The sequence below is a fragment of the Hydrogenophaga sp. genome, from assembly GCF_028698005.1.
GTDB lineage: Bacteria > Pseudomonadota > Gammaproteobacteria > Burkholderiales > Burkholderiaceae_C > Hydrogenophaga.
In genome coordinates, this window is record NZ_JAQVEJ010000064.1 from 1 (window position 1) to 15,028 (window position 15,028).

The following is a 15,028-nucleotide window of genomic DNA, read 5'->3' on the forward strand; positions in this document are numbered from 1 at the left end:
AGTACGACCGCCAAATGTACAAGCGTCGCAATGAGGTCGAGCGCTTGTTCCGTCGGCTCAAGGGCTATCGCCGCATCTTCTCGCGGTTCGAGAAACTCGACCTCATGTTCCTGGGCTTCATCAGCTTCGTCCTCGTCGCTGATGGACTTCGGATGTGTTAACAGGCCCTAGTCGCTGTGATCTGGTTACGCCAGCCTCGAGATCTTGCAGAGCCCGTGCCCGGTCAATCTCGTTCTTTGATCTTTGAAGCAACTTCACTTGCAATCGCAATGCGGTCACTGGCGTGCGCAACTCATGTGCCGCATCGGCGAGAAAGCGCCGTTGCGCCGCAAACGAAACCGCCAGGCGGCTCATCAATTCGTTGATGGACGACACCAGCGGGGCGATTTCAGTGGGCACCTGTTCGACCGGTATCGGCTCCAGCGACCGCGCATTGCGTCGCGCGATGTCTTTAGCCGCTCCTTCCAGCGGGTAGAAGCCGCGTCGCAAGCCGAACACCAGCAATCCGCCGATTCCCACTGTGAGCCCAACCAAAGGCAGAAAGACCTTCTCAGCAGACTCACCAGCCATCTCGTCGCGGGACGCGACACGCTGCGCGGCCTGGGTCACGCCGTCGGCGCCGACTGTGGAATACACGACCCACGCCTCGCCTCCAACCACTGGCTGCGACAACCCTTCGATGTTGGAGAATGGCAGTGCGACGCGGGGGTCAGACGAGAAGATCTTCTGGCCCTGCGCTGTCCACATCAGCGTCACGATCTCCGAGTCATCGGCGATGTCGGTTCGCGTCGGCGACCCGACATCATCGGTCTGCCCGGATTGGTTACCCGCCTGGTGATAGCTCGCCACGGCCGTTGCGACGTGCTGCAGTTCGGCATCGAAGACCTCGTGCATCTCTTCGAGTGTAAAAAAGTAGACCGCCAGCGAAACGAGGAAGGCCCCCAAAGCCAGGGTGCCAAGTGTCCAACCCAACAGTGTTCTTTCAATCGATCGCATCAGCCCTCCGTAACGCGGTAGCCCACGCCGCGCACGTTCATGATCACGGTCGCGCCGAGCTTCTTGCGCAGATAGTGCATGTGCACCTCAATTGCGTTGCTGCCGACCTCCTCCCCCCACCCGTACACGGTTTCCTCCAGCTTCTGGCGCGAAACAACGGTGCCAGGGCGCTGCATCAAGGCTTCCAGCACGGCGAACTCCCGCGTCGACAGTTCAACCGGCCGTCCGCTCTGGGTCACCGAACGCCGCTCCGGGTCGAGACTCAGCGAGCCGATCACCAGCAACGACGAGCCGCTGCCAGCATGGCGCCGCAACACGGCCCGTACACGGGCCAAAAGTTCGTCCGGATCGAAGGGCTTGAGTACGTAGTCATCGGCACCGGCGGTCAGCCCCGCGATCCGGTCCTGTACGGTATCTCTCGCGGAGACAATCACAATAGGTAAGTGATTGCCCATCCTGCGCAGCGTAGTGAGCAGGGCCATGCCATCCTTCTTGGGCAATCCAAGGTCGAGGATGGCCAGGTCATAAGCAACGCTGGACATAGACAACTCGGCGGCATGCCCATCGGTTACCCAGTCCACCGCGAAACCAGCTTGCACCAAGCCTTCGCGAACGGCCTTGCCGATCATGGAGTCATCTTCGATGAGTAGTATTCGCATGGTGTTCGCGAGGATACTTGTTCAGTAGCAGGGAGATACCCCAACCACGAACGCGCGCGCGACCTCGCGCTTGTTGGGTGCGAGCGCGACGCCCGGCTTGAAATGCGAGGCCTAGAAAGTGAATTCGATTTGCTTGCTCTCGCGCACCATCAACAACTCCACTTTGCCGAACAATTTATCGAGCTGCGAATCGTCCCGGCGGTTCACATCCTTGGCAAGGCCGATTGGGCTCGACGTTGATCGCTGGTTCCCCTGCGCGTGAAAGCCGATGTTTGGAGTCGGGAACCAGTCGAAGCAGTAGGTGGCGCGGCGCCAACCGCTCGCGAATGCTCTATGACCGCAGTACATCGCACAACTGCCATTCGTGCCGTCCCCGGTCACTGTACCCTACTGCCGCTTCGTGGCGGGTAGCGTGAGTTCGCCTGGCTACACCCACCGGCAGCAATCGCTGCGAAGCAGCCGATGACCTGGCTATGCCGGCTTGAGGCTGGACCCGGACATTCCCTCTTGAAGAGCCAATATTCCAAGAGGCCACAAGCGGTCATTCGATCAGGAGGCTTTCAAGACAGTTGGCCGACTTGTCCGAATGAGGAGCCGCCGGTGCACTCCGCTGGTCAGCGCGGCTGAAACGCAATGATCCCCATGCCCAACAAGGCCACCGCCGCACCTGCCACGTCCCAGCTGGAGGGGCGGACACCATCCACGGCCCACAACCACGCGATGGCGGTACCAATGTAGACGCCGCCATAGGCCGCGTACACCCGCCCCGAGGCCGCATCATGCAAGGTCAACAGCCAAGCGAACAGCGCCAGACTGGCCGCCGCGGGGAGCAGCAGCCAGATTGAACCGCCTTGGCGAAGCCACAGCCAGGGCAGATAACAGCCCAGGATCTCGGCCAATGCGGTGGCGACGTACAACAAAAAGGTCTTCATGGCTGGTCAGTGTGCAAGATGGGCATGGCATGCGCAGGCCTCGCCATGCGCGGCTGCCACCAGCTCCTTGAGAATGCCGCAGTCTGTGCCTTCGTCGTCACAGCGGCCACAACTGGCCTTGAGCAGCAACAGCTGCTTCTCCAGCGCGCGCATGCTTTTGAGCCGCGCCCGCACCTTGTCGATCTGCTCCTGCACCAGCCGGTCTACGTCCGGGTGCGGTTCGCCCGGTGCGTCCAGTGCGCCCAGCAACCGGCGGATGTCGGCCAGCGGCATCTCCAGCGCGCGGCAGTGGCGAATGAAAGCCAGTCGCTCCAGATGGGTGCTCGCGTAGTCGCGGTAACCGTTGTCCTGCCGGGCCGGTTCCGGCAGGAGGCCTTGCTTTTCGTAGTAGCGGATGGTGTCCACATCCACGCCTGTGGCCTCGGCCAGTTCCTTGATGCGCATGGGGTTTCTCCGGTGGGTGAGACGCAGGGCTTGACTCTGGAGCGGCTCCAGGGTTTTCAATACCGGCATTCTGAAGGAGTTTTCATGTCGGCCCAATGTTGTGATCACGACCACACCCCATCGACTCGCGATTGCGGGAACGCGACTCATCGCCATGATCCAACGCAAGCTCAAGATCATCAGCATGTGCACGAAGAAGGCGGGGCGGCGGTTTGCTGCGCATCCGCCCCAATCCCCACCAGCCCAATCAGTGCGCCACAGCTCACCTCCGACGGGGTGCGCACGGCCATCCGCATCCTGCAGATGGACTGTCCGACCGAAGAGGCGCTCATCCGGAAAAAACTCGGTCCGATGAGCGAGGTTCGCCAGATGGACTTCAACCTGGTTCAGCGCGTTCTGACCGTGGTGCACGCACCCGGCTCGCTGGAGCCGGTGCTGGAGGCAGTGCGCTCGCTGGGGTTTCAGCCCGAACTGGCTGAAGCCGGTGCAGCACGTACACCCGCCCGCGAAACCCCCAAGCCCTGGTGGCCGCTGGCGCTGGCTGGCGCCGCTGCCATCGCTTCGGAGGCCGCGAGCTGGGCCGGACTTCCTGGCACCCTCGTGGCGGCGCTGGCCATCGTTGCCGTGTTGGGGTCGGGTCTGACCACCTACAAGAAGGGGTGGGTGGCGATTCGCAATGGCAATCTCAACATCAATGCGTTGATGAGTATCGCTGTCACCGGTGCGCTGGCGCTGGGTCAATGGCCCGAGGCGGCCATGGTGATGGTTCTGTTCACGATCGCCGAGCTCATCGAGGCAAAGTCGCTTGACCGGGCCCGCAACGCCATTGAGGGACTGATGCGTCTGACGCCGGAGCAGGCGACGGTGCAGCAGAACGACGGAAGCTGGCAGTCCGTGGAGGCCAAGTCTGTGGCGGTGGGCAGTCTGGTACGGGTGCGACCCGGTGAACGCATCGCGCTGGATGGAAGCATCACCAGCGGACGTTCTACTGTCAACCAGGCGCCCATCACGGGAGAAAGTCTGCCTGTTGACAAAACGGTTGGCGATGCTGTGTTTGCCGGCACGATCAATGAGTCCGGCTCGTTCGACTACCGCGTCACGGCCGCAGCGAGCAACAGCACTCTTTCACGCATCATTCATGCGGTTGAAGAGGCGCAGGGCGCCCGGGCACCGACGCAGCGTTTTGTTGACCAGTTTGCTCGGGTCTATACGCCCGTTGTGTTTGCCATCGCATTGGCGGTGGCGGTGCTGCCTCCTCTGTTGATGGGCGGAGCCTGGCAGGACTGGATCTACAAGGCATTGGTGCTACTGGTCATTGCCTGCCCCTGTGCACTCGTGATCTCGACACCGGTGACCATCGTCAGCGGCCTGGCTGCTGCCGCCCGCAAAGGTGTGCTGATCAAAGGGGGCGTGTATCTGGAAGAAGGGCGCAAGCTGCGTTGGCTGGCACTGGACAAAACCGGCACGATTACCCACGGCAAGCCAGTACAGACCGATTTTGAGCGGCTCGACGACATGGACGAAGCGCGGTGTAAGCAAGTGGCGGCCAGTCTTGCGGGGCGTTCGGATCACCCGGTTTCCCAAGCCGTGGCGGCTGCGGCGAATGCCCAGGGTGTCGTTCGGGAGGCCGTGGACAGCTTCGAGGCCTTGCCAGGTCGAGGCGTGAAAGGTGTGATCGGTGGCTCTGCCTACCAGCTGGGAAACCACAGACTCGTCCACGAGCTGAGCTTGTGCTCACCGGACCTGGAAAATCGTCTCGATGCGATGGAACGACAAGGCAAGACGGTGGTCATGCTGGTCGACGAACGTCGGGTTCTGGCCCTTTTTGCTGTGGCCGACACCGTGAAGGAAAGCAGCCGGGCTGCTGTCGATGAATTGCATCGCCTCGGTGTGAGGACTGTGATGTTGACCGGCGACAACGCGCACACCGCCGAGGCAATCGCACGACAGGTGGGCATAGATCAGGCGCATGGCAACCAGTTGCCCGAAGACAAGTTGCGCGTGATCGAAAGCCTTGCCAGTGAAGGGGTGGTCGGCATGGTCGGTGACGGCATCAACGACGCTCCTGCGCTGGCACGTTCACACATCGGGTTCGCCATGGGGGCCATGGGCACGGACACGGCCATCGAGACTGCGGACGTTGCTTTGATGGACGACGATCTGCGAAAGATTCCGTCGTTTATCCGACTGTCCAAATCCACCCACTTCGTACTGGTGCAAAACATCACGCTGGCGCTGGGCATCAAAGCCGTGTTTCTTGTGCTCACCCTCATGGGGCTTGGCACCATGTGGATGGCCGTTTTCGCTGATGTGGGAGCCAGTCTGCTGGTTGTTGGCAATGGACTGCGCTTGTTGCGCCGCTGAAAGGAACAAACATGAGTATCTTCGACCAGCTGGTTGTCGACCATCATGGCACCGGACACAACCATGAACACCAAGACCATGCCCACTGAAGCCACTGCGCCGGTGGCGTTCGACCCGGACACCTTCGAGCGGTTGCACCGGGCGTACCTTCGGGTTGATCGCAGTGACCTGGCCCAGGCTTGGCATCTGCTTGAAGCCCTGCATGTGCTCGGACAGACGCGGCTGGTTCCACATGCGCGAACGCACGGGCTCATGCTGTCGCTGGCCTGGCGGACGCGGAACCTGGCCGAGGTGAACGGTCAGCTGTTGCGGCTGCTGCTGGTACCGCTGGGGCACCTGCTGGGCCGGCTACCGCTGGGCAACACCGGGCGTTCGCACGTGGGGGCGTTTCGGCCCATGCAGGTCGCTCCGGAATTGCTGGCAACCATACGCGCACATCAGCGACCGCCGACTCTCTGAACAACCTGCGGGCTGCCCGGGTCAACCGATCTCTATCGCTGTCTTCACCCTACAATCCACCCTCGATGCGTGCCTGCCTGTTTGCCCTGTTGCTGATGTTTTGCCTGCCCCTGCAGTGGGCCGGCGCAGCCAAGGGCGCGCCTTGTGTGCACGAACCCTGTGCGCCCATGCACGCCAGCGCGGCCGGTGTCTCGGTGCAGGTCGACGCTGCAGACCATGCCGGTGAATCCCACGCCAAGCATCCGCACTGTGGAAGCTGCCACGCTGGAGCTCTGGCCCTGCTGACCAGCGTGCCGTTTTCCATGGGCGATACCCGCACCCGGACGCAAGCTGGGTCGCGCTCCTGGACTGAAGGGCTTTTCGTCGAGCGGCCCGAACGGCCGCAGTGGTCCGCCCTGGCCTGACCAGGGTTCGGCTTCTTTTGCGGCGCATTTCGCCGCACCTCTCCGATCCCTGTGAAACGTGCCAGCCCTTGCGGCTGGTGATGTCCGTTGTTTCAGGGTCTTTTTCATGTCTGCATTTCCCTGGCGGGGTCGTCCCCGTCTGGCCTGGCTGCTTGCTGTGGCTTTTCTTCTGGCGCTGGATCAGCTGAGCAAAGCCTGGTTCGCCAGCACCATCGCGCTGGGTACGGCCGTCGAGGTCACAACCTGGTTCAACCTGGTCCATGTGCTCAACACCGGCGCCGCGTTTTCGCTGCTGGCCGAAGCGGGCGGCTGGCAGCGGGTGTTCTTCATCGTTGTCGGGTTCATGGTTGTGGTGCCCATCACATTCGTTTGTCTGGCGCGCCAGGTGGAGCCGCTCGAACGGACCGCAGGGGCGCTGCTGGTGGCCGGCGGCAGTGGCAATCTGATCGACCGCATCGCCAGCGGCGCGGTCACCGACTTTCTTGATCTGCACTGGCGCGGTCTGCACTGGCCGGCCTTCAACCTGGCCGATGTGTTCATCGTGCTGGCAGCGGGCGCCTGGATTCTGATGTCCTTTCGCCCGCCCGTCGCCTCCTCGGAGAGCCCGTCATGACCCGGCCCTGGACCTTGCTGCTGCTGGCCTGGCTGGTGGCCACTACAGCCACCCTAGGCGCTCTGTTTCTCGGTGAGGTGATGGGCATGACGCCCTGCGTCCTTTGCTGGTACCAGCGCATCTTCATGTTTCCCCTCGCCATCATTCTCGGGATCGCCTGCTTCGCCGATGACCGTCGGGGCGCCGTCTACGGCCTTGCGCTGGCGCTGGGCGGGCTGGCCATGGCCGGGTACCACACCCTGCTGGTGGCTGGCCTGATTCCCAAGGCCTGGGTACCTTGCAGCGCCGGTGTGTCCTGCGCTGACCAAAAGCTCGAAATCCTCAACGGCGTCCAGATCCCCTGGCTGTCGCTGGCCGCGTTCATGGCGCTGGCATTCCTTCTCGTCGTCTACCTCAGAAAGTCCTCCCGATGAATTCCAAAAAAATCACCGTCGTCGCCCTGGTCGCCATCGTCCTGGTGTTCTTCTTCCTCGGCATGAACGCCTACCAGAAGCGGGTGCAGAACTCGCAGGCCGAAAAGGTCAGCCAGGTGGTCCAGCAGGCTGGCAGTGAACCCGCCAGCAAGACGGACAACCGCCTGGTCCGCTTCCATTCACCGGTCTTCGGTCCCAGCAACGCACCAGTCACCATCGTCGAGTTTTTTGACCCGGCGTGCGAGACCTGCCGGGCGTTCTATCCCATCGTCAAGGACATCCTCAAGCAGTACCCGAACGATGTGCGCCTGGTGATCCGCTACGCCCCGTTCCATGCCGGCTCTGATCAGGTGGTCAAACTGCTCGAAGCGGCCAAGCGCCAGAACAAGTACCAGCCCGTGCTGGAGATGATTCTGGCCACCCAGCCGCAGTGGGCCGACCACGGCAAACCCAACATCGAGCTGGCATTCCGGGCGGCACAGGAAGCCGGTCTGGACATTGCCAAGGCGCAGGCCGACGCCCAGGGCTCGGACATCGCTGCGGTGCTGCAACAGGACATCGAAGACCTGACCGCACTGGAGGTGACCAAGACCCCGACGTTCTTTGTCAATGGTCGCGGTCTGCCATCCTTCGGTGACCAGCAACTGCTGTCACTCGTGGCCGAAGAAGTCGCCAAAGCCAGGAAGTGACATGAACCCGCGTTTTTCTTCCATCCCTGGCCACCCGTCCATGGGCCGTCGACGCTTTGTACAGGTGGCGCTCGCCAGTGTGACGGGCGTGCCTTTGCTGATGGCCTGCTCGCCCGAGGTCACGCCGTTCAAAAGCACCGATGTGACTGGCGCCACCTTTGCCCAGGATTTCCGGCTCAAGGACCACCACGGCAACGTGAGAGCGCTGGCGGACTTCAAGGGCAAGATCGTGGTCACCTTCTTCGGTTTCACGCAGTGTCCGGATGTCTGCCCGACCTCCATGACGACCATGGCCGAGGTCAAGCGCCTGCTGGGTGACCAGGGTGAGCGGCTGCAGGTGCTCTTCATCACGGTGGACCCCGAGCGTGACACGCAGGCACTGCTCAAGGAATACATGGCGAGCTTCGACCCGGGCTTCATCGCGCTGCGGCCCGAGCCCGACGAACTCAAAGACGTCGCAGCGGCCTTCAAGATCTACTACAAGAAGGTCCCCGGATCGACGCCAACGTCCTACACCATGGACCACTCGGCCGGAAAGTACATCTTCGACACCGAGGGCCGGGTGCGCTTGTTCTCCGCCTATGGAACCGACGCCGCCACGATCGCGTCGGACATCCAGATTCTTTTGACCAAGGCCTGAGGCGTTTCAAGCCCTGGTCAAGCCATCGAATGACCTGACATGCACCCCACCAACATGCTCCGTTTGACGACACTGATCCGACACCACCGGCGGCCCGTGCTGGCGGTCTTGGGCACCTTGATGCTGGGCACGGGCGTGGTGGCCTTTGGTGTCTCCCCTGACTTGCCCGACGCGGCGCAGTGGCCGGTCCGGCAAGTGGTGGAGACCATGGATGCGCCACTGGCGGTGTCTGAACTGTCGGCATCGAACCCCGAGTTTCTGATCCACCAATCCCAGCTCACCCGCCGCGACGACTCCCTTCAGGCCCTGCTCAAGCGGCTGGGTGTCGATGACCGCGAGGCACAGACCTTTCTCGCGCACGACGCCACATCGCGCCTGTTGTTGACCGGTGCGTCCGGCAAACTGGCGTCGGTCACCCGAACGCCGCAAGGGCGCTTGAAGACCCTGTCTGTGCGCTGGGTGGACACGAGCAGCCAGCGCATCAGCCGGCTGGTGGTGGAGCAACAAGAAAGTGGCTACCGATCCCGGCTCGAACAGCCGACGCCACGGCGCCTGGAGCAATTCGGTTCGCTGACCATCCGCTCATCGTTCTATGCGTCCACCGACCAGGCCGGCATTCCGGATGCCGTCGCTGCGCAGACGGTCGAGGCCTTTTCCGGGGACATCGATTTCCAGCGCGACTTGAAGCGCGGTGCGCGCGTCAGCCTTGTGTACGAGGCGTTCGAGCTGGATGGTGAAATCCTGTTCACGGGCCAGTTGCTGGGTGCCGAGATTCAGAACGGCAAAGACACGCACCAGGCCATGTGGTTCCAGCAAGATGGCCAGAACGGCGAGTTCGTCAGCCTCGATGGAGAGAGTCAACGTCGCGCCTACCTGGCTTCTCCCCTGGCGTTTTCAAGGGTCACCAGCTCCTACGGTCCTCGCATCCACCCGGTGTTTGGGGGGCAGAAAGCCCACAAAGGCACGGACTACGGCGCTCCGGCCGGAACCCCGATTCGAACCGTGGCCGACGGCGTGGTGAGCTTCGCGGGGCGCCAGGGCGGGTATGGCAATTACGTCGTGATCCAGCACCCCGACAAGGCCGCCACCGCCTACGCGCACCTGGGCCGCGTCGATGTCCGGGTGGGCCAACGCGTGCAGCAGGGTCAGACCATCGGCACGGTCGGCTCGACCGGAACGGCGACAGGCCCGAATCTGCACTTCGAATACCTGGTCAGGGGCGTTCGCACCAACCCGTCCACCATCACCAGTGCGCCCGCATCTTCGACGGTCGTGGTGGCCAGCTTGCCTGCCTTCAAACAGTCGGCCAAGGCCATGCGAGATCAACTCGGCGTGGCCGCCTCGGTCGCCTTGGCCAGCGCGCAGTGATCCGAAGACGCGAATCCTCTTCCCTGATCGCTCGATACGTGACGCTGACTTCCGATTCGTCCCCCACCCGGCGAGCGCTGCTCGCAGGTTCTGCATTGGCGACCACCTCGCTGCTGTTTCCGTTCGCACAAGCCAGCGGCCAACCCGCCCGCAGCCCGTTGAATGGCGAAGCTGTGCTGACCGGGTCTCTGCGCTCTTCACCCGAAGCGCGCCTGATTGCGGTCTACCGCGCCATTGCGGCAGGGGATCGGCAAGCCATGCCAATGGCGGCATCGCTGGTGCGGGACGTGCCGGGGTTTCAGCTGGGCCAGCTTGTCTACGCAGATCTTCTGCTCGCCCGCAGCGGTTCGTTCCCGGGCCTCACCACGGCGACCGATGGTCCACCGGCGGTTCGGGAGCAACTGCAGAAACTGCGTGCTGAGGCCCATCGGCGTTTGAACGCGCTCAGCGAAATGCCCCCGCCCGGCACCGTGCCCGAACAGTTGCTGCGCTTGGCACCCAATGTCCGGCATGTGGTGGTGGTGGACGCCAGCCATTCCAGGGTCTATGTCTTTGAACAGCAGGCCAGCGGCCTGCAGCTGATCCGCAGCTTCTACGCCTCTGTCGGGCGGGCCGGTTTTGACAAGCGGGTCGAGGGCGACCTGCGCACCCCGCTGGGCGTGTACTTCATCACCAGCCGTCTGGACGATCAGCAGGTTGAAGAGCTGTACGGCATTGGCGCGCTGCCGCTGAACTACCCCAATGAGCACGACCGCCGCCTGGGGCGCACCGGCAGCGGCATCTGGTTGCACGGCGTGCCGCGCGTCACCTACTCGCGCAGCCCCTACGCCACCGAGGGTTGCGTCGCTCTGGCCAACGACGACATGGCCTACCTCATGGAAGTGCTGCAAACACGGCGCACGCCGGTGATCATTGCGGACGAGGTGAACTGGGTTCGACCCGCCGACCAGGCGGCCGAACGGCGCAGCTTCGACGCTCTGCTCACCCAATGGCAAGAGGCTCGTTCCCGTGGTGATGGGCGTACCTTGCTGGCCCTGCAAACGGCGGACTTCAATGCGCGCGCTGGCAACCCGCTGCGCAAGGTGTCCCTGGCTGCCGAGCCCCTGCGTGCCAACGGCGAACCCGATCCGCAAGCCGAGTGGCGTCAGGTTTCCGTCTTTCGCTGGAAGCGAGAGGCCGAGGTGGCCATCGTCAACTACACAGCGGTGAGCACGAAGCCGTCACGCAGCACCGACCGTCGCCAGTACTGGGCACGGGAGCAAGGGCGCTGGCGCCTGTTTTTCGACGGAGCGGTCTGAGCGGCCTGGCCGCTCAGGTTGCCAGTCAGGGCTTCTTCATCCCTTCCTGCTCCATCAGCAGGAAGGTGTTGTACGCGTTCATACGGTTGGCGAACTGGAACATCGGCATGTGCTCGAAAGCCGACCAGTCGGTGGCCTTGTAGGCCTCCTCGAACGGCAGCATGTCCTGTGTGGCCTGGCCCATGGACTTGCGCAGGTAGCCCAGGTAGTCGCGGATCACGCCGATGTCCTTGCGGGCATCGGTCGATGCCGCGCCATGGCCGGGCACCACGGCCTTCGCATCGAAGGTCAGCAGGCGGTCGAGCGCACCGATCCACTGAGCGCTGTTGGCTTTACCCACAAAGGGCAGGCGGCCGTTGAAGATGAGGTCGCCCGCGAAGAGAACGCCTTCGCTGGGCACGTAGATCGCCAGGTCTTCCGGTGTGTGCGACGGCCCCACGGGCTCGATCACGAAGCGCGTGCCGGCCAGCTCCAGCGTGGCCGGTCCATCGAGCCAGCGGTCCGATTTCACCAGCCGTGTCTGCGCATCCACCCAGGGTGCGAGGTCGGTGCGCGAGGCCTCCAGGCGCTGCAACGCGGTTTCAGAGTTCAGGTACTCCAGGGCAGCCCGGTGCGCCAGGATCTGCACCCCTTTGGCCTTGAAAGTCTGCAGGCCGTAGATGTGGTCGGCGTGGTAGTGCGTCACCAGGACATGCGTGACTGGTTTGTTCGTGACGCGGGCGATTTGCTCCATCAGACGCTGCGCCAGGGCGGGCGAGCCTAGCGAGTCGATCACCACCACGCCATCGCGCGCGACCACGAAGCCGGCGTTGCTGATGAAGTTCTGGTTCGCGGGCGAGCCCAATGCCGCCAGGCCTTCGACGTAGTAGGTCTGGGGGCCGACCTTCTGCAGCTTCATCTCGGGCGCCGTCTGGGCGACCGCACTCGAAGCGGTCCACAGCAGGCATGTCAGAGCTGCCGCGGTCAACGGTCGAAGCAGCGTCTTCAGAAACATCACCGTTGTCAGCACGGCTTGCGCTTTCCGCGCTGTGTTCGGAAGCCGGGCTGGCTGCACTGTTCTTTGAAGGACGATCGTGTGGCCTTGCATGGCGTCTCCAGAGCTGAAAATCAAAATATCACCGTTCGCGGATATTTTCATCTTCTCTGCGCCCAGTTGTTTGTCCCTCAGGGTTTGTGCTGGTTCAACCGACTGTTTCAGAGGCCGGTGAAGCAAGCTATTGCGCCTCTTCGAGGCAAAGCATGTCAGCGACAGGTGGCTTGGGGTGCGCTTCATGTCGCAGCTGGAGCAAGGCCTTTCATGATGGCGTTCCCTGGCATGCTCATGACGCAGGCTCACAACTTGGAATCAGCCAGTGTGGCTGCCGCAGCATGCTGGTATCTCATATGACCGCTGCTGGACACATACCGAGAGCTCACGATACCCGCGCTGCCGACTGCAACCGCTGCACTGCCGGCGCTGGGCCAGAAATTCTGAGCGGCTCTTGAGGATCGTCCTGCGTCGATCAGGGTGGCGCTGGGCCTCCTACTTCAACGACTCAGAGCGTGCTCGAATTGAGCCTTATTACGTACAAAACTGTTAGTCTTGATTCTTGTTGAAGAATCAACGACTAAATACCTACTAACAGTTAGGGTCATTCAGAAACAACGACGGATGCTGCGTGGCCCGGAGCAATGAGGCCAAAGACCTGGGGGTCAAGATGGGCCAACCTTGGTTCGAGGTGCGCCATCTTCAGCAGTCGGCGGGACTGGTGGGTCTGTCGGCCAACTTCGTGCTCTATGGCGACATGTCAGACCGGATGATGAGTCTGGCCGCAGGCTTGGGGCCAACGCAGGAGATCTACAGCATCGATGAGAGCTTCATCGGCCTTCACGGTGTTCGCGGTGATCTGGTGGCCCGTGCCCGAGCGGTGCGCGAGCGCATCTTTCGCTGGATCGGCATACCCACGTGCGTAGGTCTGGGGCAGAGCAAGACGCTGGCCAAGCTGGCCAACCACGTTGCGAAGACTGCAGAGCGCAAGCCAGGCAGCTACCCACAGGATCTGGCCCAGGTGTGCAACCTTGCGGTGCTGACAGCGAGCGACCTGGAGGCGGTGTTTCGCGCCACGGAGGTCGGCGAGGTCTGGGGAGTAGGGCGGCGCATCGGCCGGCAGTTGACCGAAGCCGGGGTGCGAACCGTCTGGGATCTGGTGAGTCTGGACGTGGCCACGGTGCGCTCGCGCTGGGGGGTGGTGCTGGAGCGTACGGTGCGGGAGCTGCGCGGGCAGCCGTGCCTGAGCCTGGAAGACACTGCCCAGCCGAAGCAGCAGATTGCGTGCACGCGCTCATTCGGCAGGCCTGTCTCGGCGCTGGAGCCGCTGGTGCAGGCCGTCAGCGAGTTCGCTTCGAGGGCTGGGGAGAAACTGCGCAAGCAGCGATGCCTCGCAGGTCAGGTGCTGGTGTTCATTCGAACCTCCCCCTTCAGGCAGGGGCCGCAGTATTCGCGCTCGGTGGTCGTGCCGCTGCGCCGGCCCACGGCCGACACCCGTGCTCTGGTGCAGTCCGCGATCAAGGGGCTGAGCAGCATCTATTGCAGGGGGTACGAGATTTCCAAGGCCGGTGTGATGCTGCTGGAGCTGCAGGACGCCAGCGTAGAGCAGGGCGAGCTGGATCTGGACACGGAGCCAGAGCCGCAGCGGGACGCAAGTCGGCTGATGATGGCGGTGGATGCTGTCAACACACGCATGGGCAAAGGGGTCGTTCATGTGGCCTCGACGGGCCAAACGCTGGCTCAGCGCACGTGGACGATGAGGCAGGAGCGCAGGACGCCGCACTACACGACCTGCTGGGATGATGTGCCGTTGGCCAGGGCGTGATGCGGCCAACCGCATTCAGCTGTGGTTGAGGAATTTGGCGCAGCGCTCGGTATTCCAGCTCGACAGCTCGGACAGGTCCTCCGTCACGGAGCGCAGCTTGGCCAGATTCGGGGTTTTGCGGTTGAGCTGCCGAATGAGGGAAGAATGAAGCTGCTTCCAGCACTGGATCTTCAAGACTCCCCATTCGGGGAAGTCGCTGGGCAGTCGGGTCAGCGTCTGTGCCTTCTCGCGGGCCTGTTCGATTTCGCGTTGGTGCCGTGCGCGAAGGCGTTCGATGCACTCCTGGCGAGTCTCACGCTGGACAAGCGTCAGGTTCGAGCGGCGGCAGTCCAGGAGGTTGCCATTGACGGCAATCACGCGCTTATCTGAGCCAGGCTTGACGCCCATGATGAGCGCATGCACGGCGTAGCGGCCCTGGCGAGCAAACATGAGGCGGCGATTGACGATCAGCTTGTCTGCGTCGATCAGATGGATGTCCTGGTCATCCACCAGCAAGGTAAAGCCCTTGATGTTGTATTCCATGAACTTGACCCGGTGCGCGACAAGCCCCGCCGTTCAGTGCAATCTCAGAAGCCGATGGCTACCAGGCCTGCAGCGAGAAACAGGAGGGTGGACATCGCCGTGAATGCGTGAGTCAGCATTTCGCGGCCCGAAAGGGTGATGGTGCTGTTGTTCGTTTTCATGAGTACAGGATCACCCTCAATCACCGGAAATCAAGTTTCCTTCTGCCTGTCAAGCACCGGACAAGAGCATCACTGGGGATCAAGGAACGGCTCTGTTGCAAAAATCGTGAAGCTTGAGCATGCTTGGCGGAGATTGGACGGACGGAACGATGACGGATTTCAAGTGGCGCCATTTCCAGGGTGATGTGATCCTGTGGGCGGTGCGCTGGTATTG

The 15,028-nt window shown here is 62.6% G+C and carries 17 protein-coding genes; 11 read left to right on the top strand and 6 right to left on the bottom strand.

The window, feature by feature from the left end:
- Window positions 1–161 (top strand): transposase (locus tag PHQ87_RS08295; protein WP_366524450.1); only part of this gene is annotated, 161 nt, incomplete at its 5' end.
- Here PHQ87_RS08295 and PHQ87_RS08300 read toward each other — a convergent pair.
- The 4 genes from PHQ87_RS08300 to PHQ87_RS08315 form a co-directional block, all read right to left on the bottom strand.
- Window positions 121–996 carry a histidine kinase dimerization/phospho-acceptor domain-containing protein gene (locus PHQ87_RS08300; RefSeq protein ID WP_300232952.1) on the bottom strand — a complete coding sequence of 292 codons (876 nt, stop codon included), beginning with the start codon at window positions 994–996 and terminating at the stop codon, window positions 121–123. The two genes, PHQ87_RS08295 and PHQ87_RS08300, sit on opposite strands and share 41 nt — an antisense overlap.
- Entirely contained in the window at window positions 996–1,655 is a 660-nt protein-coding gene (locus PHQ87_RS08305; RefSeq protein WP_079367243.1) for a response regulator transcription factor, read from the bottom strand. Before PHQ87_RS08305 ends, PHQ87_RS08300 begins: the two co-directional genes overlap by 1 nt.
- Before the next feature lie 614 nt (window positions 1,656–2,269).
- Entirely contained in the window at window positions 2,270–2,587 is a 318-nt protein-coding gene (locus tag PHQ87_RS08310; protein ID WP_300232954.1) for a YnfA family protein, read from the bottom strand.
- A gap of 6 nt (window positions 2,588–2,593) precedes the next feature.
- A complete protein-coding gene (locus PHQ87_RS08315; RefSeq protein ID WP_300232956.1) occupies window positions 2,594–3,217 on the bottom strand; it encodes a Cd(II)/Pb(II)-responsive transcriptional regulator in 624 nt (207 codons plus the stop codon).
- Between the two features lie 117 nt (window positions 3,218–3,334).
- Here PHQ87_RS08315 and PHQ87_RS08320 point away from each other — a divergent pair, with 117 nt between their 5' ends.
- The 9 genes from PHQ87_RS08320 to PHQ87_RS08360 all read left to right on the top strand — a co-directional run bounded on the left by PHQ87_RS08320 (window position 3,335) and on the right by PHQ87_RS08360 (window position 11,279).
- On the top strand, window positions 3,335–5,395 hold the full coding sequence (locus PHQ87_RS08320; protein ID WP_300232973.1) for a heavy metal translocating P-type ATPase: 2,061 nt from the start codon (window positions 3,335–3,337) through the stop codon (window positions 5,393–5,395).
- A 63-nt stretch (window positions 5,396–5,458) separates the two neighbouring features.
- Entirely contained in the window at window positions 5,459–5,854 is a 396-nt protein-coding gene (locus PHQ87_RS08325; protein WP_300232958.1) for a DUF3703 domain-containing protein, read from the top strand.
- A gap of 65 nt (window positions 5,855–5,919) precedes the next feature.
- Window positions 5,920–6,258, top strand: a complete 339-nt coding sequence (locus tag PHQ87_RS08330) for a hypothetical protein (protein ID WP_300232960.1) — start codon at window positions 5,920–5,922, stop codon at window positions 6,256–6,258.
- A 106-nt stretch (window positions 6,259–6,364) separates the two neighbouring features.
- Complete coding sequence (lspA, locus tag PHQ87_RS08335) at window positions 6,365–6,871, top strand: signal peptidase II (protein ID WP_300232961.1); 507 nt, start codon at window positions 6,365–6,367, stop codon at window positions 6,869–6,871.
- A complete protein-coding gene (locus PHQ87_RS08340) occupies window positions 6,868–7,284 on the top strand; it encodes a disulfide bond formation protein B (protein ID WP_300232963.1) in 417 nt (138 codons plus the stop codon). The genes lspA and PHQ87_RS08340 overlap by 4 nt, the downstream gene beginning before the upstream one ends.
- Window positions 7,281–7,973, top strand: a complete 693-nt coding sequence (locus tag PHQ87_RS08345) for a thioredoxin domain-containing protein (protein WP_300232965.1) — start codon at window positions 7,281–7,283, stop codon at window positions 7,971–7,973. Before PHQ87_RS08340 ends, PHQ87_RS08345 begins: the two co-directional genes overlap by 4 nt.
- Before the next feature lie 100 nt (window positions 7,974–8,073).
- On the top strand, window positions 8,074–8,613 hold the full coding sequence (locus PHQ87_RS08350) for an SCO family protein (RefSeq protein ID WP_300232975.1): 540 nt from the start codon (window positions 8,074–8,076) through the stop codon (window positions 8,611–8,613).
- 63 nt (window positions 8,614–8,676) lie between these two features.
- Complete coding sequence (locus tag PHQ87_RS08355; RefSeq protein WP_300232966.1) at window positions 8,677–9,981, top strand: M23 family metallopeptidase; 1,305 nt, start codon at window positions 8,677–8,679, stop codon at window positions 9,979–9,981.
- A 38-nt stretch (window positions 9,982–10,019) separates the two neighbouring features.
- Complete coding sequence (locus PHQ87_RS08360) at window positions 10,020–11,279, top strand: L,D-transpeptidase (RefSeq protein WP_300232968.1); 1,260 nt, start codon at window positions 10,020–10,022, stop codon at window positions 11,277–11,279.
- A 25-nt stretch (window positions 11,280–11,304) separates the two neighbouring features.
- Here the strand turns inward: PHQ87_RS08360 and PHQ87_RS08365 are convergent, their stop codons facing one another.
- Window positions 11,305–12,177: an MBL fold metallo-hydrolase gene (locus PHQ87_RS08365; RefSeq protein ID WP_300232969.1), complete on the bottom strand. Its 873-nt coding sequence runs from the start codon at window positions 12,175–12,177 to the stop codon at window positions 11,305–11,307.
- Between the two features lie 760 nt (window positions 12,178–12,937).
- Here PHQ87_RS08365 and PHQ87_RS08370 point away from each other — a divergent pair.
- Window positions 12,938–14,131, top strand: a complete 1,194-nt coding sequence (locus PHQ87_RS08370; RefSeq protein WP_366524449.1) for a Y-family DNA polymerase — start codon at window positions 12,938–12,940, stop codon at window positions 14,129–14,131.
- A 15-nt stretch (window positions 14,132–14,146) separates the two neighbouring features.
- Here the strand turns inward: PHQ87_RS08370 and PHQ87_RS08375 are convergent, their stop codons facing one another.
- On the bottom strand, window positions 14,147–14,653 hold the full coding sequence (locus PHQ87_RS08375) for a hypothetical protein (protein ID WP_300232971.1): 507 nt from the start codon (window positions 14,651–14,653) through the stop codon (window positions 14,147–14,149).
- Window positions 14,654–15,028: the final 375 nt, after the last annotated feature.

Coding starts and splice junctions, on each gene's coding strand:
- PHQ87_RS08300 (WP_300232952.1), bottom strand. CDS start 996: ATGCGATCGATTGAAAGAACACTGTTGGGTTGGACACTTGGCACCCTG.
- PHQ87_RS08305 (WP_079367243.1), bottom strand. CDS start 1,655: ATGCGAATACTACTCATCGAAGATGACTCCATGATCGGCAAGGCCGTT.
- PHQ87_RS08310 (WP_300232954.1), bottom strand. CDS start 2,587: ATGAAGACCTTTTTGTTGTACGTCGCCACCGCATTGGCCGAGATCCTG.
- PHQ87_RS08315 (WP_300232956.1), bottom strand. CDS start 3,217: ATGCTGATGATCTTGAGCTTGCGTTGGATCATGGCGATGAGTCGCGTT.
- PHQ87_RS08320 (WP_300232973.1), top strand. CDS start 3,335: ATGGACTGTCCGACCGAAGAGGCGCTCATCCGGAAAAAACTCGGTCCG.
- PHQ87_RS08325 (WP_300232958.1), top strand. CDS start 5,459: ATGAACACCAAGACCATGCCCACTGAAGCCACTGCGCCGGTGGCGTTC.
- PHQ87_RS08330 (WP_300232960.1), top strand. CDS start 5,920: ATGCGTGCCTGCCTGTTTGCCCTGTTGCTGATGTTTTGCCTGCCCCTG.
- lspA (WP_300232961.1), top strand. CDS start 6,365: ATGTCTGCATTTCCCTGGCGGGGTCGTCCCCGTCTGGCCTGGCTGCTT.
- PHQ87_RS08340 (WP_300232963.1), top strand. CDS start 6,868: ATGACCCGGCCCTGGACCTTGCTGCTGCTGGCCTGGCTGGTGGCCACT.
- PHQ87_RS08345 (WP_300232965.1), top strand. CDS start 7,281: ATGAATTCCAAAAAAATCACCGTCGTCGCCCTGGTCGCCATCGTCCTG.
- PHQ87_RS08350 (WP_300232975.1), top strand. CDS start 8,074: ATGGCCTGCTCGCCCGAGGTCACGCCGTTCAAAAGCACCGATGTGACT.
- PHQ87_RS08365 (WP_300232969.1), bottom strand. CDS start 12,177: ATGAAGCTGCAGAAGGTCGGCCCCCAGACCTACTACGTCGAAGGCCTG.
- PHQ87_RS08375 (WP_300232971.1), bottom strand. CDS start 14,653: ATGGAATACAACATCAAGGGCTTTACCTTGCTGGTGGATGACCAGGAC.